The following is a 19,557-nucleotide window of genomic DNA, read 5'->3' as shown; positions in this document are numbered from 1 at the left end:
ATCGAAGCCGCGCTTTTATACCAAGCTGGGGGTGAAGGCAACCCCGTCCGGCCCTGCGGAGACGCAAGGCTGGGCTGATACGTGTTCGGCGCGGCAGCTATGTTATCGGGGCGTTGTTGTTGCCCTGACGCGGTCATGCGGTTACCACGGGATGGTTTCGATTTCCACCCGCTTTCTTCTGTGCGGAGCAACTTCCTTGGTCTTTCGTGACAGCAGCGCCGAACGCACCCCGCCCGAGGGCCAGAATCGTCGCGATCTGAAGCCTTTGCGCCTGCTTTGGCCGTTCCTGAAGCCCTATCGGCTGCGCATGGCCGCCGCCACGGCGGCGCTGGCTGTTGCGGCCGGCACCGTGCTGGGCCTGGGTCAGGGCCTGAAGGCGCTGGTGGATCGCGGATTCGCGGCGGGCAATGCCGACCTGCTGAACCAGGCGCTGCTGGTCATGCTGGTGGTCATCGTGCTGCTGGCGGTTTCCACCTTCACCCGATTCTACCTGGTCTCCTGGATCGGGGAGCGGGTGGTGGCCGATATCAGGCGCAAGGTCTTCGATCATCTGGTCACGCAATCACCGGCTTTTTTCGAGACGACGAAGACCGGGGAGATTCTCTCGCGCCTGACCACCGACACGACCCTGTTGCAGCAGGTGATCGGCACATCGGTGTCCATCGCCCTGCGTAACAGTCTGATGCTGGTGGGCGGTCTGGTGCTGCTGGGCCTGACCTCGGGCAAGCTGACGGGGCTGGTGTTGCTGGTGGTGCCACTGGTGGTGGCACCCATCATCATCTTTGGCCGCAAGGTCCGCAGCCTGTCGCGCGCCAGCCAGGACGCCGTCGCCGATATCGGCAGCACGGTGGACGAGGTGCTGGGCGGCATCCGCACCGTCCAGGCGTTCGGGCGGGAACCGATGGAGATCAACCGGTTTCGTGACCGGGTAGAGGATACGGTTACCGTGTCTCTGCGCCGGATCAAGGCACGGTCCTGGCTGACCATGCTGGTCATCGTGCTGGTGTTCGGGGCCATCGGCATGGTGCTGTGGATCGGTGGGCATGATGTGATCGCCGGCCGGATCAGCGCCGGTCAGCTTTCCGCCTTCGTCTTCTATGCCGTCATGGTGGCCGGTGCGGTGGGGGCGCTGTCGGAAGTGGCCAGCGACCTGTCGCGCGCGGCCGGCGCCACGGAGCGGCTGTTCGACCTGCTGGCCACCGTCCCCGATATCCGCGCGCCGGCCCAGCCGCTGCTTTTGCCGTCGCCGACGCAGGGCGAGGTGCGGTTCGACGGGGTGCGTTTCAACTATCCCTCGCGGCCCAAGGACAGCGCTCTGGATGGGCTGAACCTGACCATCCGTCCGGGGGAGCGCGTGGCCCTGGTCGGTCCGTCCGGTGCCGGCAAGACCACGATCTTCCAGCTTCTCCTGCGCTTCTACGACCCGCAGCAGGGCAGCGTCCGGCTGGACGGGGTGGACATCGCCCAGGCCGATCCCGCCGATCTGCGCGCCCGCATCGGCATCGTCCAGCAGGATTCGGTGATCTTCTCGGCCAGTGCCATGGAGAATATCCGCTATGGCCGGCCCGATGCGTCGGATGCGGAGGTGCGGGCCGCCGCGTCCGCCGCCCATGCGCTGGACTTCATCCAGGCCATGCCGGAAGGGTTCGACACGTTCCTGGGCGAGAAAGGCGTGCGTCTGTCTGGCGGGCAGCGCCAGCGCCTGGCCATTGCCCGCGCCATTCTGCGCGACGCGCCCGTGCTGCTGCTGGACGAGGCCACGTCGGCGCTGGATGCCGAAAGCGAGCGGGTGGTGCAGGCGGCCCTGGAGACCCTGATGAAGGGCCGCACCACCCTGATCATCGCCCACCGACTGGCCACGGTGGTCAATGCCGACCGCATCATCGTGCTGGAAGTCGGCAAGGTGGTGGAGGAGGGGACGCATGAGGAATTGCTGCGCCGTGGCGGGCTTTACGCCCACTTGGCGGCCTTGCAGTTCGATCATGGATGAGGGGCGTTACACCCCCAGCACGTCCGCGATCACCTTGTTGAACGCCTTCACCGCCGCCGCCGGCCCCTCGGCGTAATTCCACACGCCACCGCTGACGGCCAGGAAATCGGCACCGGCATCGACCAGCACCGGGCAATTCTCCACGGTGACGCCGCCGATGGCCACGCAGGGGATTTCCATCATCTCCTGCCACCAGGACAGGATCTTCGGCTCGGCCCGCGCCTTGGGCTCCTTGGTTGCCGTATCGAAAAAAGCGCCAAAGGCCACGTAATCGGCCCCATCCTCCCCTGCCACCATGGCCAGATGCCGGCTGTCGTGGCAGGTGACGCCGACGATGGCGTCGCGGCCCACGATCTTGCGGGCCTGGGCATAGGGTGTATCCTCCTGCCCGACATGCACCCCGTCGCAGCCACTGGCCGCGGCCAGATCGGGCCGGTCGTTCAGGATGAACGCCACCTCCCGGCTCTGCACCACGGGCCGCAGTGCGTCGATGGTACGGCGGATTTCGTCATCGCCCACATCCTTCAACCGCAACTGCACGCTGGCCACGTCGCCGGCATCCAGCGCTGATGCCAGCAGCTTGGGGAAGATGGCCAGATCGATGCGGGGTGGGGTGATCAGGTAGAGGCGGCAGTCGGACATGGTTTTCTCAATGACGATAAAGAAAGAGCCCGACGCAGCGAACCGCGCCGGGCCCCATAGCAGGCAGTATATATCAGGGGTCAATGGCCTTGACCCCTGATATCTGGGAACAAGCGGGAACCGCTTATTCCTTGTTCTGGTAGATGCGCACCAGCTTGTCCAGCAGGGCCAGCGCGTCTTCGCGTGAGCGCTGGAAGGCGTTGCGGCCGATGATGGAGCCGTTGCCGCCGCCGTCGCGGATGGCGCGGGCATCCTCATACACCGCGTCCTCCCCCTTGGCGGCACCGCCGGAGAAGACGACGATGCGGCGGCCGTTGAAGCAGGCCTGGGTGATGTGCTTCACGCGCTCGGCCAGGGTCTCGCGCGGGATATTGTGCTTCTCATAGATCTTGCGCGCCTCGTCCTGTTCCAGGTCGGCGGTGGGCAGCTTGACCTTGATGATATGGGCGCCCAGCAGCGCGGCCATGTGGGCCGCGTACGCGTCCACGTCCAGCGCCAGCTCACCCTTCTTGGAGATGTCGCCGCCGCGCGGGTAGGACCAGATCACGGTCGCGATGCCCTTGGACTTGGCCTCGCGCGACAGTTCCCGGATCTCCTCGTACTGGCCGAACATGCTGTCGGAGCCGGGGTAGATGGTGAAGCCGATGGCCGACGCACCGATGCGCAGCGCGTCATCGACGCTGGCGGTCACCGCCTGGTCGGCGTTTTCCTTCTGGCGCGACAGGCTGTTGGCGCTGTTCATCTTCAGGATCAACGGGATGGAGCCGGCGAAGGTGGCTGCACCAGCCTCCAGCGGGCCCAGCGGGGCGGCATAGGCCGACAGCCCGGCATCGATGGCCAGCTGGAAATGATAGTGCGGGTCATAGGCGGCCGGGTTCATGGCGAAGCTGCGGGCCGGGCCATGTTCGAAACCCTGGTCGACCGGCAGGATCACCAGCTTGCCGGTGCCACCCAGGCGGCCTTCCATCAGGATGCGGGCGAGATTGGCCTTGGTGCCGGGATTGTCGCTCTCATACCAGGAAAGGATTTCCTTAACGCGGCGGGTCAGCTTCATCTTCGATTTCCTGCCAGTTCGGCGGGCCGTTCAGGCCCTCATGTGGGTGCCGGTTTGATATCCCAGGCGGGTGTGTAAAGCAACGTGACGGCGTGAGGCGGTAACGGAGGAAATTCCGTTACATTTATTTGAAATCAATATGTTGGGTCAGGTGTTGCCTTAGGGTGGCACCACGGTTGCGCCGCCAGCACACCTCTGTGACGCTGGTGGGTGCCGGGTGCAGGCGTGCCCCATGGGCCTCTGCCAACGATGTCAGACGGTCGTTAACCCCTTGCGGAGTCGCCGGTGCCGGGGTGAAGGCGATGTCGGTGCATCCCGCACGCAGGGCCGACAGCACCAGTCCGGGTAGGTCGGCGCAGTCCAGAATGGCCCGGAACGGCCCCTTGGCCGTATGCGCCCAGGCCTGTTGCAGCCCGGCCCACCAGCCGGCCCCGGCCAGCCCGGTGATGCCGACATCCGACACCAGCCGCACCGGCCGCCCATCGGCGATCTCCAGCACCATTTGCCCAGCCACCAGCCCATCCACGCGCACGGCGGGGGCGGCGGACCAGTCGGGTTGGGCGGGGGGGAGTGACATGACTGTATGTAAACCGGGGTTGATTGATCTCGTCATCCCGGCGTGCGCCCATGGGCGCTAACTTAAATGATTGAGCCGACCAATTCCGCCCTCACTACCGTCACCCCGGCGGAAGCCGGGGCCCAAGTGACAAGCGCTTCGCTCTACGACATAGGCCCCGGCCTTCGCCGGGGTGACGGTAGAAGGAGCTTCTACGGCAATGCAAATCACCTAAGTTAGCGCCCATGGGCGAAAGCCGGGATGACAGAGATACGGATCGGGAATCCACTATCCATCGCCACCATCGGCATCGTCAAGGACAGGTCGGCCAGCCCAGGGTCGGCGGGTTGGCCGCCGGCAGCGGCTTCACATGTGCGGACACGGGCAGGTTCAGTTCCTTCAGCCTGGCGGCCACCAGCGACGCCATGGCCCGCGCCCCGATCTCGCTGAAATGCACGTCGTCGGCGATACCGTCGGGCCAGCGGGCATAACCCGCCTCCTTGCCGTAATGCAGATAGTAAGCCTTGGCCGGCTCCGCCCCCAGCCCCTGCACATAGACGCGGCTGTCATAGCCCAGGTCGATCAGTGGGGTTGCCGTCTCCCGCGCCACCGTCCGTGCCACATCGGCATAATCGGGGAAGCTGTCGATGATGGAACCGTCGGGATTGTATTTGCGCATGGCCACCGGGGTCAGCAGAACGGCCTGCGCCCCCTTTTCCCGCGCCATGGAAATGAAGCGCAGCAGGTTGATGCGGAAGGCGGGTAGGGGCGTGTACCGCTCCTCCTTGGCTTGATTGGCATCATTATGCCCGAACTGGATCAGCAGCGTGTCGCCGGCGGCGATATCCTTGGCGATGGCGTCGAACCGCCCCTCGGCGATGAAGCTTTTGGTGCTGCGCCCGCCCATGGCACGGTTCTCCACACCCACAGTGCCGTCCAGATTGCAGGCCAGCGCCATGCCCCAACCCATTTGCGGATAGCGGTCGACGCCATAATTGGCGGCCGTACTATCGCCGGCGATGAAGATGCGCTCACCCGCCTGTGCCGCCGGACCCGCCAGGAACAGGGCCGCCAGGGCCGGGATCATCCAGTGGCGCATCTTGCCTCCCGATTCGTATGATAATTGGAAACCGGTGTCACCATAGGCAAGGGGAGCGTGGGGTGCAAGCCCGTCCCGTTGCCTTGGGGACTTCCGCCAGCCGCGCACCGGCCCTATATTCCCGCGCTTTACCAGCGTATCCGGAAGAAGAGCCATGACCCCCGCCGCCCGTTTGGCCACCGCCACCGACCTGCTTGCCGAGGTGATGGACACCCCGCGCCCGGCCGATGCCGTGACCAGCGCCTTCTTCCGCGCCCGCCGCTTCATCGGTGCCAAGGACCGGGGCGAGATCGCGTCGCTGGTCTATGGCGTCATGCGCCATTGGGCGCGGCTGCACTGGTGGCTGGAACGGGTGAACCACATGCCCGACCCGCGCGCCCTGGTCATTGCCGACTGCATGCTGGCCGGCGGCCGTTCGGCCGATGCCATCGGCGGCCTGTTCAATGGCGCGAAGTTCGCGCCCGCCCCGCTGAGCGACCGTGAACGCAAGCTGACCCGCGCGCTGGACACCCGCACCCTGAACCATCCCGACCAACCTGAGGCCGTGCAGGCCGAGGTGCCGGATTGGGCCGAAGCCTCCATGCGCGCCACCTTCGGCGACCGTTTCCTGGTGGAGGCGTCGGCCATGCTGGGCGAGGCGCCGCTGGATCTGCGCGTGAACCCGGTGAAGGGCACGCGGGAAGAGGCGCAGAAGGCCCTGGCCGATGCCGGCATCAAGGCCACCGCCACCGACCTGTCGCCCGTGGGCCTGCGTCTGGCCGGCCGCGCGCCGGTGATGGCGCTGGATGCCTACAAGTCCGGCATGATCGAAATCCAGGACGAGGGTTCGCAGCTGGTGGCCTTCATGGCCGATGCCCGGCCCGGCATGCAGGTGGTGGATTTCTGCGCTGGGGCCGGCGGCAAGACCCTGGCCATCGCCGCGATGATGGAAAACAAGGGCAGGGTGGTGGCCACCGACGTGCTGGAAGGCCGCCTTACCCGTGCGAAGGAGCGGTTCCGCCGCGCCGGCCTGCACAATATCGAAACCCGCGCCATCTCTACCGAGCGTGACCCCTGGGTGAAGCGCCACAAGGGTAAGTTCGACCGCGTCGTCGTGGATGCGCCCTGTTCCGGCACCGGCACCTGGCGCCGCAATCCCGACAGCCGCTGGCGCCCCCTGGGCCCCGGCCTGGTGGAACTGCTGCCGCTCCAGTCCAGCATCCTGGACAGCGCCGCGCGTCTGGTCCGGCCCGGCGGGCGCATCGTCTATGCCACCTGCTCGCTGCTGCGCGAGGAGAATGAGGGCCAGGTGGAGGCGTTCCTGGCCACCCATCCCGATTTCACCCTGGTGCCGGTGCCCACCGCCTGGCCCACCGCCTGGGGCAAGCCGCCGGTGGATACCGACATGCTGCGCCTGACGCCGCTGCGCCACGACACGGACGGGTTCTTCGCCGCCGTGCTGGAACGCCGTGCGGACGTGGCGGAGGAAAAGGCTGCTGAAGAAGCGGCGCCGGTGGAAGAACCGGTCGCAGTGGAAGAAGCTACCGCGTGAATTGGCCCCACCCGATGGACATTGGGTGGTGATTGACCGGCCAAGGGCCACCGGGCATGGTGTCCGCGACATAATTTCAGGAGTATGGGTCTTGCGCGCAGTTGTTCGTGAATGGGCGGGTCTGATCGGTTTCGTCGCCGGCTTCTATCTCGTCATCAACACGTTGCTGTTCGCCGGATTCCATGTGCCTTCGGAAAGCATGCTGCCCACCCTGAAGGTGGGGGACCAGTTCTATGCGGCCAAATACGCCTATGGCTACAGCCGCTTCTCCACCAGCTTCGTGCCGCTGCCCTTCGGGTCCGGCCGCTTCCCCGACGTGACGCCGGAACGCGGCGACATCGTCGTCTTCCGCCTGCCGACGACGGAGGAGGATTATGTGAAGCGGGTCATCGGCCTGCCCGGTGATGTGATCCAGGTGCAGAATGGCCGCCTGTTGATCAACGGCACCGAAGTGCCGCGGGAAATGAACCGCGACTATTCCTACCGCGACAATGGCGGGCAGGTGGTGCAGGTTACCGAATATACCGAAACCCTGCCCAATGGCCGCAAGCACCTGATTATCGAACAGCGCGATGACGGCTTTGCCGACAACACCCCGGAATACAAGGTGCCGGAAGGCCACCTGTTCATGATGGGCGACAATCGTGACAATTCCCAGGACAGCCGCTATCTGCGCCAGGTGGGCTATATCCCGCTGGAACGTGTGTTGGGCCGGGTGTCGATGGTGGCTTTCGCCCGCAAGTCCTGCTCCCCGGAGGAAGGGCTGGTCTGCCCCGGTGGCGGCTGGTCCGACCGCCTGTTCCGCTGGGTCGCGGCGGATTGATGCCATGACCAGCCAGCCCGCCGCCCCCGCCGTGCCGCCCAAATCCCCATCCAAGCTGCGGGAATGGGCCGGCACCATCGGGATTTTCGGCGGCGTCTATCTGCTGGTGAACACGTTCCTTTACCAGGGCTTCTACGTGCCCTCGGAAAGCATGCTGCCGACCCTGACCGTGGGTGATCAGTTCTATGCGGCCAAATACGCCTATGGCTATAGCCGCTTCTCCACCCCCTTCGTGCCGCTGCCTATCGGCTCTGGTCGCATCCCTGCCGGTCTGCCCCAGCGTGGCGATATCGTCGTGTTCCGCAAGGCGGGGGAGGAGAGCGATCTTGTGAAGCGCATCGTCGGCCTGCCCGGCGACCGTCTGCGCTGGACCGATGGCCGCCTCTTCATCAACGGTGTGCTGGTGGAGCGGGAGAAGGTGCGCGACATCACCTATCGCGCCCAGAGTGGCACCATCGTCCAGGCCGTGGAATATCGCGAGACCCTGCCCGGCGGGCGCCAGCATCTGATCCTGGAACAGACCGACAGCGGCATGGCCGACAATACGCCGGAATATGTCGTGCCCGAGGGCCACCTGTTCATGGCCGGTGACAACCGTGACAATTCCGGCGACAGCCGTTTCCTGAACGATGTCGGCTATGTGCCCCTGGAACGCGTCCTGGGCCGCGTCGGCACCGTGGCCTTCACCCGCAACGGCTGTTCGGCGGAGGAAGGCCTGGCCTGTCCCGGCGGCGGGTGGTTCGACCGGCTGTTCCGGTCGGTGGAATAGGGGGCGTCAGCTGCCCGCCGCATAGGCCCCCGCCAGGAACGTTGCCGCATCCATGGGGCGCCGGCCGATCAGCCTTTCCAGGTCGCCTGTGACTTCCGCGAATTCACCCAGAGCCACCGCCTCGCCCCATTGCCACAGGAAGCCGGCGGCGGGCGGCGGCAGCCCGTCGGCCAGACGGTCGGCTATGAAGCTTTCCCGGTCCACCGCCGCATAGGGCACACCCAGTTCCCGTGCCATGCCGGAAAAGGACAGGGCATTGCCGGCGCCCAGCGAATAGATGCGCCCGGCATGCCCGCCGCTGGTCAGCACGGCGGCATTGGCCTCCGCGAAGTCCCGCCGTGCGCCCAATGCCGCCACGGCCGCACCGGCCGGCACCCGGAGCCCGCGTTCACGCACCTTCGGTCCCAGGATCAAAGGTAGCGAATCCAGATACAGGCTGTTGCGCATGAGGGTCCAGTCCAGGCCGGACTGGCGAAGTGCCGCCTCCGTGGCCACATCCGTCTCCGTCACCATGTCGATGGCAAAGCCGGAACCTTCCCGCCGCTGGATGCCGGTATAGACGATGTGCCCCACCCCGGCCGCCTTGGCCGCGGCCACGATGTTGCGATGATGGGTGATCGTATCGGTGAACATCACCGTCGACACCATCAGCAGCCGGTCGATGCCGGCGAAGGCGCGTTCCAGGGAGGCGGGGTCGGCGTAGTCGCCCTGCCGCACCTCCACCCCCAGCGCCGTCAGATCGGCGGCCTTGGCCGGGTCGCGGGCCAGCGCCGCGACGGACCCCGCCGGCACGCGGGTGATCAGGAATTCGATGCTCTGCCGGCCCAGATGGCCGGTGGCGCCGGTGACAAGCAATTTGCCCATGATGATGCTCTCTCTTCCTATCGTACCGGCAGTGCCGGCCTATCGATCAGGTCGGCCTTGCCGGCCGCCAACTGGTTGCGCACCCCGGCATCGGCCAGCATCTCGTGCGGGAAGCCCATCGGGATGGCGCTGGCCCCGTCCAGCCGGGTCAGATGCTCTGCGGAAAGCGCGACCTGAGCGGCGGCCAGATTGTCCGCCGCCTGTTCCGCCGTGCGCGGGCCCAGGATGGGGGTGACGCCGCGTGCCATGACCCAGCCGATGGCCGCTTGTCCCGGCGTGACACCCAGTTCATTGGCGACGGACAGCAGCGTGTCGACGGTGTCTCTCTTGCGCGCATCGCTCTCCGCATGGGTCAGCACGCCCAGACCTTCCGCCCGGCCTTTCTCCCCGCGCCGGTACTTGCCGGTCAGCAGCCCGCCGCCCAGCGGCGACCAGCCGACGACGCCCAAGCCGAACGCATCGGCCATGGGCAGCAATTCGCGCTCCGCCGTGCGTTCCACCAGGCTGTATTCGATCTGGATGGCGGCCACGCCCGCCCAGCCGCGCAGGTCGGACAGGGTGGCCGCCGTGGCGATACGCCAGGCGGGGAAGTCGGACAGGCCGGCATGGTGGATCTTGCCGCTGCGCGTGAGGTCGTCCAGGCCGCGCATGATTTCCTCCACGGGCGTCACCCCGTCGGGCATATGCACCCACAGCAGGTCGATATGATCGGTGCCCAGCCTTTTCAGGCTGTCCTCCACCGACCGGACCATGGTTTTGCGGCTATTGCCCGTGGCCATCAGGCCGCTGTCGGGCGCCGCACCCAGCGAGAATTTCGTGGCAAGCACGATCTCGTCGCGCTCGGCCCGGATGAACTCGCCCACCAGGCCTTCGGATTGGCCGAACTGGTAGTTGTTGGCCGTGTCGATGAGATTGCCGCCAGCGGCGCGATAGGCGTCATAGATACGGGCAGCCTGATCGCGGTCGGCGCCATAGCCCCAGCCGGTGCCGAAATTGCCGGTTCCCAGCGCCAGCGCGGAGACGCGCAGGCCGGTCCGGCCGAAGATGCGATAACGCATGGAACCCTTCCATGATGATCGGGACTGTCATCATGGAAGGTAGGATCGGCGGTGGGCCTCGTCTTGAAGCCGCGCGTCATCTTTGGAACGCGGGCGCCGTTCTATATCCGCCGCTGCCGCCGATATGTGGCCGGTGGCACGTCATGGAAGCGGCGGAAGACGCGGGTGAAATGGCTCTGGTCGGCGAAGCCGCAGACCGCGCTGATCAGGGCCAGCGGCTCGTCCCCTTCCTCCAGCATGCGGCGGGCGCGCTCCACGCGCTGTTTAAGGCGCCAGCGATGGGGCGGGGCGCCGAAGCTGACGGCGAAAGCCCGCTCGAAATGCCGGGCCGACAGCCCGCAGGCGGCGGCCACCACCTCCACGGAGATATCGGCGCCAAGGTCGGCCAGCATCATTTCCGTGGCGCGGCGTTCCTGCCAGGGCGCCAGCCGCCCCGTCCGCCGCGCCTCCGACACGCGCAGTCCGCCATAGGTGACGGCGAAATGCAGCCGGCAGGCCCCGAAGATGTAATCGGCGAACAGGGCGCCGGCCTCATGCGGATGGCTCAGCAGCGGCAGCAGCGCCTGGGCCAAGCCAAAGACGTGCGGGTCGAAGCTGGTTTCCTGCTCCGCCGGGCAGTCGAAACGGGTGATGCGCCGCCCGCCCAGACTGTCGGTCAACTCGTCCATGGCTGCCTGCGGGATGACCAGCACCAGGGCCTCGAACGGGTCACGTAGGTCTGCCGACCAAGTGCGGCGCCAGTCGAAGAAACCGGGTGCCCCGGCGGCATGGGCCGGCAGCTCGATCCACCTGCCATCCATCCAGCCGCCATGGGCGGGCATCGTGATCAGCGGAATGACGAACTGGAAGGCCGGCATCACCGGGTTCGGCCCCAGTGGTTCCTCGCTGCCACCATCGCGCCGGTAATAGGCGGCGGCCATGCCATGATGCTCGTACCGCCGGGACTGCATCGTCCGGCGTTCGTCAAGCCGTTCGGCGGGAAGGAAGTCTGGGCGCAGCATGGAGGTATTCTACCATGCCGCATCCGACCGGATAAGTTGGTTAACGCGGCCTCACTCCGCCGCCGGGGCCGCTTCCGGCCCTTCCTGCCTGGGCATTGGCAGGCCGTTGATGGTGGCCACGGCCAAGGCGGCGATATAGGGCAGGGACTGCACCACCAGCATCGCCGACCAGATATAGGCGTCGCGATTGTCGCCGCCCTCGCGCCAGCCAACGGCAAAGGCCGTGGTCCAGAGGGCCAGCATCAGCATCACCTCTTCCTTGGCATGCATGAAGCCCTGGATCAGCGCCGGCTGGTCCTCGCATTTGGGCGTGCGCACGAAGGGGCGGCCCTCTGTGAAAAGGCCGGTCCACACCGCGCGGCCCACGGTGTGGGTCAGCGCCATGCCGGCCACCGCCGCGTTCACCTTGTCCAGGAAGCCGCACTTCACCCGTGCCGCATAGAGCCACAGGCCACAGGCAACCTTGAAGAAGAACACGCCCAGGGTCGGCATGATGAATACCGTCGGTGGGAATTCGAAATAACGCGGCGCCAGCAGCAGGCCCAGCGACCAGAACACGCCGCCCACCACGAACAGCATGTGCGCGGCATCGGCGAACCAGGGCAGCCAGCCGGTGACGAAATGGTATTTCTGCCCGAAGGTCAGGGTCTTGCCCGACGGCAGGAATTCCCGCCAATGCCGCTTGATGATCTGCACCGCGCCATAGGCCCAGCGGAAACGCTGCGTCTTGTAGCCGGCGAAACTGTCGGGGACCAAGCCCTTGCCGAAGCTGTCGGGCATGTAAACCGACTCCAGTCCCTCCTCGAACAGGCGCAGGCCCAACTCCGCATCTTCACATATGCACCATTCAGCCCACCAACCGACCTGCTTCAGGATGGAGGTGCGGATCAGGGTCATGGTGCCGTGCTGAATGATGGCATTGCGTTCATTGCGCTGCACCATGCCGATATGGAAGAAGCCCTGGTACTCCCAGTTGATCATCCGGTGGAACGGATGGATGTGCCAGTCGCGATAATCCTGCGGGCTCTGGACGAAGGCGACCTTCGGGCTTTCGAAATAGGGGATGGTGGAGGACAGCCAGTCCGGCGTGACCTGATAGTCGCTGTCGATGACGCCCACCACCTCGGCATCCGGTGCCGTCACGGCCAGACCGAAATTCAAGGCACCGGCCTTGTATCCCGGCCATTTGGCCAGATGGAAGAAGCGGAAATGCGGACCCAGCTTGGCGCAATGCGCCTCCAGCGGCTTCCACACCTCCTCATCCTTGGTGTTGTTGTCGATGACCAGCACTTCGAAGTTGGGATAGTCCATCTTCGCCAGCGCGTTCAGCGTCTCGATCACCATATGCGCCGGCTCGTTGTAGCAGGGCACATGGATGGAAACCTTGGGGTAATAGCCGCTGGTGTTGGTCTTGACCGGGTTGAACTTCCGCTTCCAGCGGTCGGTCCACACCACTTCGGTCAGTTCCAGCCCATCGATCAGCACCACGATCAGCAGCAATATCTGCGCGCCGATCAGCACCAGGAAGGCCACGAAGGACATGGTGTTCATGCCCGTGGTCATCGCCTCCGTTGCTGTCCAGACAAGTCCGGACGCGATGGCCTGGATCAGCGCGCCGTAGAACAGCTGTCCGGCGGGCTTCAGGTCGTCACGGCTCAGCACGAACCAGAACATGGGGATGAAGGCCAGCAGGGTGGCGATGGCGCAAAGCACGGGCCAGCCCGGCACCTCGAACACCCCGCCTTCCATGGGGAATTTCATCTGGCGATGGGTGTCCCAGATGCCCCAGTTGGCCTCCGCCTCGCCGCCGATCTCCCGCTTCCAGGGCTGGTCGAACCCTTCCATGATGTAATAGTCCCAGCGGTTTTCACCGGCCAGGTTCAGGAAGTTGCGGATGAACTGCGCCTGATTGACCAGGCTGGCCTGGGCGCCGCCGCGATAGGGGCCGTCGGACGGCCAGCCGGCCTCGCCGATCAGGATGTGCTTGTCCGGATATTTGGCGCGCACCTCGTCATAGCCGCGGCGCACCTGGTCCATCGCCTGCTCGATGGTCACCTTCTCCCAATAGGGCAGCAGGTGGATGGTGATGTAATCGACGGACGCCGCCAGTTCCGGATACTTGATCCAGACATAGGGTGGTTCGGCGGTGGAGACGGGGACGTCCATCTGCCGCTTGACGCGCTGGATATAGTCGATCAGGGCGTCGACCTCCAGGTCGCCGCGATACATCACCTCGTTGCCGACCATGACGCGGGTGACGTTCTTGTTGGCGCGGGTCAGGCGGACCAGGGAATTGATCTCCTGTTCGTTCTTGCCCAGGTCGCCGGAAATCCAGGCGCCGGCGGTGACGTCCAGATCGTACTTGGCGGCGATCTCCGGCGTCACCTCCAGCCCGTCGGTGGCCGTATAGGTACGGATGGAGCGGACGTAAGGGGCCACGACGCCCATATCGCGCTCGATATCGGCGCGGCTCGGGTGGCGGCCATCCTGCGGGTTCTGGTTTTCCTGGTACGGGCTGAAGGCGACGCCGGAGATGGTGCCGGACCACAGCTTTTCCGGTGTGGTCGGCCGGTTCGACAATGCCCAGGCCCCGATATTGCCCAGGACCAGCAGCACCAGCACCAGCCAGGCCGAAGCCCGCATTTTCAAGATCTTGCCCATCGTTCCCGTCATGCCCCCGGAACCCACCCGCCGCCAGGAATGGCGACAGGCCCAAACTTGTGGCAGCCGTTTCTGTTATTTTTATGAAAAGCGCAACGTCGATCATTCACTGCCGGGTCCGACCATAGCGCAGGCGGCCATGTTTGGTATAGATCGGGTGCTGAACAGGTGAGGGGAGAGGGCCATGGAGACGGGTTTCGATCTCGATGCGCGGCTGGCCACGGATACGGTGGCGCTGTGCGACTGGCCGCTCTGCCGGGTGCTGCTGATGCGCAATCGGCTGTTCCCCTGGCTGATCCTGGTGCCACGCCGGGCGGGCGCGGTGGAAATCCATCGCCTGACGGCCGCCGACCAGGTGCTGTTGACACGGGAAACCTCGGCCGCGGCCCGCGTGCTAGAGAGCCTGTTCCAGCCCGACAAGATCAATATCGGGGCCCTGGGCAATGTCGTGTCCCAGCTCCACATGCATGTCATCGCCCGTCGGCGCGATGATCCGGCCTGGCCCGGCCCCGTCTGGGGCCGAGGCCTGTCCGCCGCCTATGGCGGCGATGAACTGGCATCCCTGGCGGATCAGCTTCGGGACCTACTGAATAATGAAATAACGGCAATCCGGGAAACGCGATGAGGAACCTTGTGAAAACGGCCCTGCTGGCCGCCGCCTGCCTGCTCACCCCGCTCTGCGCCACCGCCAGCGATGTCCCCGGCCTGGGGGCGAGCGAGCCCATCCAGTTCGGCACCAGCTATATGCTGGAATCGAAGCTGCTGAAGGAAAGGCGGCGGATCAATGTGCTGCTGCCCGCGTCCTATGCCGGGGGCGACCGCACCTATCCCGTGCTGTACCTGATCGATGGCGGCACACGGGAGGACTGGTTCCACATCGCCGGGCTGGTGCAACTGGGTGAATTGAACGGGGTGACCAAGGAGGTGATCCTGGTCGGCATCGAAGGCACGGACCGCAAACGCGACCTGACCTCCCCCTCCCAGGATCCGTTGGACATCAAGGAAGTGCCGACCCAGGGCGGGGCCGATAATTTCCGCCGGTTCCTGGCCGAGGAACTGGAGCCCTATATCGCCAAGAATTTCCGTGCGGCGGCGGAAACGGGCATCATCGGGGAATCGCTGGCCGGTCTGTTCATTCTGGAAACCTTCCTACGCCAGCCCGATCTGTTCAGCCATTACATCGCCATCAGCCCCAGCCTGTGGTGGAACAAGGAGGCCCTGTCCCATCAGGCTGCCGCCCTGTTGAAGGCGCAAAAGCCCGGCCCGCGCAGCCTGCATCTGGCCATCGGTAACGAAGGCGGGGGCATGCGCGCAGGTTTGGACCGGGTGATGGCGGCTTTGAAGGCCAATCCGCCGGCCGGCCTGACCTGGGATTTCCAGGACCTGCCCGATGAGCGACACCATTCGGTCTATCACCCGGCAGCCCTGCCGGCCCTGCGCGCGGCCTTCCCCGGCCCGAATCCGATCAAATGACCATGACAGGTCCGGCCTTCGACGCGCATTTCCGGGAAAAGCTGCACGCCCTGCTGCGCTGGCGGCGCGACGTGCGGCATTTCCGGCCCGACCCGTTGCCGCCGGGCTTGCTGGACCAATTGCTGGACGAGGCGGCGCTGGCCCCCAGCGTCGGCCTCTCGGAACCCTGGCGCTGGGTGGTGGTGGAGGATGCGGCCCGCCGCACCGCCATCATCGACAATTTCAAAACGGCCAATGCGACGGCCCTGGCCGAACAGGTGGCGGCCGGACGTGGGGAGAATTACGTGAGGCTGAAGCTGGCAGGGCTGGTGGAGGCGCCGGTACATCTGGCCGTCTTTGCCGAACCCGATCCCGTGCAGGGCGGCGGCCTGGGCCGGCGGACCATGCCGGAGACGCTGGATTATTCGGTTGCCATGGCCATCCACACGCTGTGGCTGGTGGCGCGTGCCCATGGGGTTGGCTTGGGCTGGGTTTCCATCCTGGCCCCCGATGCTGTGAACAGGGCTCTGGACGTGCCGGCCGCGTGGCATTTCATCGGCTATCTGTGCCTGGGCTTTCCAAGGGAGGATGCCGAGACCCCGGAATTGCAGCGTGAAGGCTGGGAACAACGCCAGCCGCCGGCAGGGACGCGGCTGCTGCGGTAGCGATCAGGGCAGCATCGGCAATCCCAGCAGCTTCTCCGCCGCGTCGGCCGGCACGGGGCGGGAGAAGTAGTAACCCTGGCCATAGCGGCATTCCAGCCCGCGCAGGAAGATGACCTCCGACGGGTTCTCGATCCCTTCCGCCACCACATCCAGATCCAGGCTCTTGGCCAGCAGCAGGATGATGCGGGGGATTTCCTCCCGCCGGTCGCCATTGCCCGACCCGCTGACGAAAGCGCGGTCGATCTTCAGCGAATTGACGGGATAGCGGTGCAGGTAGGACAGCGATGAGTAACCGGTGCCGAAATCGTCCAGCGACAGGTGGACGCCCAGGCTCCGGATCTGCTGCATCATCGAAACCGCCCGGCCGGGATCGTCCATTAGCAGGCTTTCGGTGATTTCCAGCTTCAGCGTGTCCGGCCGCACGCCCGTGTCGTCCAGCACATGGCGCACGCAATCCACCATGTCGTCGTCCAGCATCTGCCGGCCCGACACGTTGACGCTCATGAACAACCCACTGTCATGGGTCTTCTGCCAGCGGGCCAACTGTTCCGCCGCCTCCTGCATGGCCCAGCGGCCGATCTGCAGGATCAGGCCCGTATCCTCGGCCAGCGGCACGAAATCGGCGGGCGAGATCATGCCGCGTTCGGGATGCAGCCAGCGGATCAGCGCCTCGAAGCCGGCGATGGTCTGGTCCGACAGGCGCACGATGGGCTGATAGAACAGGGTCAGCTGGTGGCGGTCGGCGGCCAGACGCAGGTCGGCCTCCGTCCGCAGGCGCGACATGGCGCGGGCGCGCAAGGCGTCGTCGAACACTTCCACCCGGTTGCGGCCCGCCCCCTTGGCGCGGAACATGGCCAGGCTGGCATCGCGCAGCATGTCGGCCGCTTGGCCATAACCCGTATGCGACATGGCGATGCCGCCCGACACGGTCAGCACCAGTTCCTGCGGCAGGCCCGGCAGATGGATGGGCTCGGCCATGATGGTGGCCAGACGCTGGGCCGCCGTCATGGCCGCCTTCACATCCACGACCCCGTCCATCAGTACACCGAACTCATCGGCGGAGAGGCGGGCAATGGTGTCGCCGGCCCGGCGCTGGTTCTCCAGCCTTTTCGCCAGGATGCGCAGCACCTCGTCCCCGGCATTGGGACCCAGGCTGTCATTGACGGTCTTGAAATGGTCCAGGTCGAACAGGATGACGGCACAGGGCGGATCGTCGGGCCGGCGGCGGCGGTCGATGGTCTGGCCGATACGATCCATCAGCAGCGACCGGTTGGGCAGGCCGGTCAGACCGTCATGGAACGCATCGAACAGGATCTGCTGCTCGGCGCGCTTGCGGGCAGTGATGTCGGTCATCGATCCGGCCATGCGGATGGCGTCACCCAGCGCGTCGCGGATGGCCACGCCGCGGATCAGCACCCACAGTTCCGCCCCGCTGTCATGGCGGGTACGGACCTCATGCTCCAGATGATCCAGCCGGCCGGACAGGTGCAGTTCGAACGCCGCGCGCAGGCCGGGCAGGTCGCTGGCATGGACCAGGGCGAACCAATCCTCCATGGTGCCGACCCATTCGCCACCGGGCAGGCCCAGCATGTCCGACCAGCGCGGCGAGTAATAGACCTCGCCTTCCTGGATGCGCCAATCCCACAGACCGTCATTGGCCCCCTGGGCGGCCAATGCGTAGCGTTCCTCGCTGATCCGCAGCTGTTCCTCGGCCACCTTGCGGTCGGTGATGTCGGATTGCGATCCGACCAAGCGCACCGGCTCCCCCTCGGCATCCATGACCGCGATGCCCCGGCACAGCATCCAGCGCCAGCCAGACAGGCCATGCTGGATACGGTATTCGATCTGGAACGGCTTGCCACCGGCCGACATCTGTGCATCCAGTGTGGCCTGCAGCCAGATCAGGTCTTCCGGATGCACGCGGTTCAGCCACTCGTCAGGCCCGTCCGCCTCCTCCTCAGGTGTCAGCCCGATCAGCGCCCACCAGCGCGGCGCGTAATAGATACGGTCGGTGCGCAGGTCCCAATCGTAAAGCCCGTCATTGGTGGCCGCCGCCGCCAGCGCCAGCCGCTCCTCGCTGATGCGCAGCTTCTCTTCGGCCTGCTTGCGTTCGGTGATGTCGGCGGCGGTGCCGATCAGGCGGGTAACGGTGCCATCGGTCCCGGCGATGGCGGCCCCGCGCACGGCCAGCCAGGTCCAGTCATCCCGGCCGTTACGCACCCGGTGTTCGATCACGAAACGCCGGCCACCCTCGTCATTGCGGGGACGCAGGGTGGCTTCCAGCCAGGGCAGGTCGTCGTGATGCACCCGGTCGAACCAGTCGCGGGGGCTGGTGCCGGTCTCAACCGGGGGCAGACCCAAATGCTCGCGGAACCCCGGCGACAGGAACATGGCATCGACGGTCAGGTCCCAGTCCCAGACGGCTTCGCCGCTGGAAAGTCCCGCCAGCAGATAGCGCTGGGCCAATTGTTCGTCGGACGTTGTCTGGGGCAAGGCGGGCCGGTCGGCAATGGAAAGGTGCGTTGTGGAAACTCTATACCACTTTCGACGAAGGGGGCCATGCCCCTTCGCGGCCGGGCGTTATTTATACTAGACTTGGTTCCATGGACTGGAACGACCAAGCGATTCTGTTATCCGCACGCCCGTATGGGGAAACAGCGGCATTGGCGCTGGTGCTGACCCGTGACCATGGACGGCATGCGGGCCTGTTGCATGGCGCGCAGTCGGCGCGACACCGGGCTTTGCTGGAGCCGGGAAATCTGCTGGCCGCCGGGTGGCGGGCGCGGCTGGCGGACCAGCTTGGCACCTGGTCGCTGGAACTGGAACGTGCCTATGCGGCGCCCTTGCTGGACGATCCGCTGCGACTCGCCTGCCTGGCATCGGCCTGTGCGCTGCTGGATGGCTTGCTGGCCGACCGGGAGCCGCATCCCGGCCTGTTCGACGCCACGCTCGCCTTGTTCGAGGCCCTGTCGACGGAGGTCTGGGCGGAGATTTATGTGCGCTGGGAGGTCGGGCTGCTGGAAGAGGTGGGGTTCGGCCTCGACCTGTCGCGCTGTGCGGTCAGCGGGCGCAGCGCCCAGGACCTGTTCACCGGCAATGACGGCCTGTCCCATGTCAGCCCGCGCACCGGCCGCGCGGTGTCCATCTCCGCCGCCGAACCCTACAAGGACAAGCTGCTGCCCCTGCCGCCCTTTTTGCTGGGCCTGTCGGACGGCGGCCCGGCGGAGGTGATGCGGGGCCTGACGCTGACCGGCCATTTCCTGGACCGCAGCGCCTTTGCCCAGCGCCATGCCGAGGTGCCGGCGGCCCGTGCCCGGTTTGTGGAACGTTACGGTCGCACCCATGGCCTGCTGGCCGACGTGGGATGACAGCATATCCGCGCGATGTTATAT

General features: G+C 65.9%; 17 protein-coding genes. 8 read left to right on the top strand and 9 right to left on the bottom strand.

Annotation, left to right across the window (positions count from 1 at the left end; genetic code table 11):
• The first annotated feature begins 196 nt into the window (after nucleotides 1–196).
• Nucleotides 197–1,990 (top strand): ABC transporter transmembrane domain-containing protein, encoded by a 1,794-nt coding sequence (locus ACM9HJ_RS13995; protein ID WP_416572354.1) that lies wholly within the window; start codon nucleotides 197–199, stop codon nucleotides 1,988–1,990.
• Nucleotides 1,991–1,996: 6 nt separating this feature from the next.
• Here ACM9HJ_RS13995 and thiE read toward each other — a convergent pair whose 3' ends face one another.
• The 4 genes from thiE to ACM9HJ_RS13975 form a co-directional block, all read right to left on the bottom strand.
• Nucleotides 1,997–2,632, bottom strand: a complete 636-nt coding sequence (thiE, locus tag ACM9HJ_RS13990; RefSeq protein ID WP_416572353.1) for a thiamine phosphate synthase — start codon at nucleotides 2,630–2,632, stop codon at nucleotides 1,997–1,999.
• Nucleotides 2,633–2,756: 124 nt separating this feature from the next.
• Complete coding sequence (locus tag ACM9HJ_RS13985; protein WP_416572352.1) at nucleotides 2,757–3,686, bottom strand: class I fructose-bisphosphate aldolase; 930 nt, start codon at nucleotides 3,684–3,686, stop codon at nucleotides 2,757–2,759.
• A gap of 124 nt (nucleotides 3,687–3,810) precedes the next feature.
• Entirely contained in the window at nucleotides 3,811–4,263 is a 453-nt protein-coding gene (locus ACM9HJ_RS13980; protein ID WP_416572351.1) for a hypothetical protein, read from the bottom strand.
• Between the two features lie 292 nt (nucleotides 4,264–4,555).
• On the bottom strand, nucleotides 4,556–5,341 hold the full coding sequence (locus ACM9HJ_RS13975; RefSeq protein ID WP_416572350.1) for a rhamnogalacturonan acetylesterase: 786 nt from the start codon (nucleotides 5,339–5,341) through the stop codon (nucleotides 4,556–4,558).
• A gap of 154 nt (nucleotides 5,342–5,495) precedes the next feature.
• Here ACM9HJ_RS13975 and ACM9HJ_RS13970 point away from each other — a divergent pair, with 154 nt between their 5' ends.
• The 3 genes from ACM9HJ_RS13970 (at nucleotide 5,496) to lepB (ACM9HJ_RS13960) (ending at nucleotide 8,464) form a co-directional block, all read left to right on the top strand.
• Entirely contained in the window at nucleotides 5,496–6,872 is a 1,377-nt protein-coding gene (locus tag ACM9HJ_RS13970; RefSeq protein ID WP_416572349.1) for an RsmB/NOP family class I SAM-dependent RNA methyltransferase, read from the top strand.
• 91 nt (nucleotides 6,873–6,963) lie between these two features.
• Nucleotides 6,964–7,695 carry a signal peptidase I gene (gene lepB / locus ACM9HJ_RS13965; RefSeq protein WP_416572348.1) on the top strand — a complete coding sequence of 244 codons (732 nt, stop codon included), beginning with the start codon at nucleotides 6,964–6,966 and terminating at the stop codon, nucleotides 7,693–7,695.
• Nucleotides 7,696–7,699: 4 nt separating this feature from the next.
• Nucleotides 7,700–8,464 (top strand): signal peptidase I, encoded by a 765-nt coding sequence (lepB, locus tag ACM9HJ_RS13960; protein WP_416572347.1) that lies wholly within the window; start codon nucleotides 7,700–7,702, stop codon nucleotides 8,462–8,464.
• Between the two features lie 6 nt (nucleotides 8,465–8,470).
• Here lepB (ACM9HJ_RS13960) and ACM9HJ_RS13955 read toward each other — a convergent pair whose 3' ends face one another.
• From ACM9HJ_RS13955 to ACM9HJ_RS13940, 4 genes are all read right to left on the bottom strand, one after another.
• Nucleotides 8,471–9,328: an NAD(P)H-binding protein gene (locus ACM9HJ_RS13955; protein ID WP_416572346.1), complete on the bottom strand. Its 858-nt coding sequence runs from the start codon at nucleotides 9,326–9,328 to the stop codon at nucleotides 8,471–8,473.
• A gap of 17 nt (nucleotides 9,329–9,345) precedes the next feature.
• Entirely contained in the window at nucleotides 9,346–10,386 is a 1,041-nt protein-coding gene (locus tag ACM9HJ_RS13950; RefSeq protein WP_416572345.1) for an aldo/keto reductase, read from the bottom strand.
• A gap of 101 nt (nucleotides 10,387–10,487) precedes the next feature.
• The gene (locus ACM9HJ_RS13945; RefSeq protein WP_416572344.1) at nucleotides 10,488–11,387 is read right to left on the bottom strand and encodes a helix-turn-helix domain-containing protein; all 900 of its coding nucleotides are present in this window, start codon (nucleotides 11,385–11,387) and stop codon (nucleotides 10,488–10,490) included.
• 51 nt (nucleotides 11,388–11,438) lie between these two features.
• The gene (locus ACM9HJ_RS13940; protein WP_416572343.1) at nucleotides 11,439–14,030 is read right to left on the bottom strand and encodes a glycosyltransferase; all 2,592 of its coding nucleotides are present in this window, start codon (nucleotides 14,028–14,030) and stop codon (nucleotides 11,439–11,441) included.
• Nucleotides 14,031–14,232: 202 nt separating this feature from the next.
• Between ACM9HJ_RS13940 and ACM9HJ_RS13935 the strand changes: the two genes are divergently transcribed.
• The 3 genes from ACM9HJ_RS13935 to bluB are packed head-to-tail and all read left to right on the top strand — an operon-like array spanning nucleotide 14,233 to nucleotide 16,165.
• A complete protein-coding gene (locus ACM9HJ_RS13935) occupies nucleotides 14,233–14,673 on the top strand; it encodes an HIT domain-containing protein (RefSeq protein WP_416572342.1) in 441 nt (146 codons plus the stop codon).
• The gene (locus tag ACM9HJ_RS13930) at nucleotides 14,670–15,521 is read left to right on the top strand and encodes an alpha/beta hydrolase (RefSeq protein WP_416572341.1); all 852 of its coding nucleotides are present in this window, start codon (nucleotides 14,670–14,672) and stop codon (nucleotides 15,519–15,521) included. The genes ACM9HJ_RS13935 and ACM9HJ_RS13930 overlap by 4 nt, the downstream gene beginning before the upstream one ends.
• Nucleotides 15,518–16,165: a 5,6-dimethylbenzimidazole synthase gene (gene bluB, locus ACM9HJ_RS13925; protein ID WP_416572340.1), complete on the top strand. Its 648-nt coding sequence runs from the start codon at nucleotides 15,518–15,520 to the stop codon at nucleotides 16,163–16,165. Before ACM9HJ_RS13930 ends, bluB begins: the two co-directional genes overlap by 4 nt.
• A 3-nt stretch (nucleotides 16,166–16,168) precedes the next feature.
• Here bluB and ACM9HJ_RS13920 read toward each other — a convergent pair whose 3' ends face one another.
• Nucleotides 16,169–18,658 (bottom strand): EAL and GGDEF domain-containing protein, encoded by a 2,490-nt coding sequence (locus tag ACM9HJ_RS13920; RefSeq protein ID WP_416572339.1) that lies wholly within the window; start codon nucleotides 18,656–18,658, stop codon nucleotides 16,169–16,171.
• Nucleotides 18,659–18,768: 110 nt separating this feature from the next.
• Here ACM9HJ_RS13920 and recO point away from each other — a divergent pair, with 110 nt between their 5' ends.
• Nucleotides 18,769–19,533, top strand: coding sequence for a DNA repair protein RecO (gene recO, locus ACM9HJ_RS13915; RefSeq protein ID WP_416572338.1), 765 nt, complete (start codon nucleotides 18,769–18,771; stop codon nucleotides 19,531–19,533).
• Nucleotides 19,534–19,557: the final 24 nt, after the last annotated feature.

It is taken from the genome of Niveispirillum sp. KHB5.9 (assembly GCF_048066115.1).
In the GTDB taxonomy this organism is placed as follows: domain Bacteria; phylum Pseudomonadota; class Alphaproteobacteria; order Azospirillales; family Azospirillaceae; genus Niveispirillum.
The sequence above is the reverse complement of the archived record's forward strand: the minus strand, read 5'-3'. Positions and strand labels throughout refer to the sequence as shown.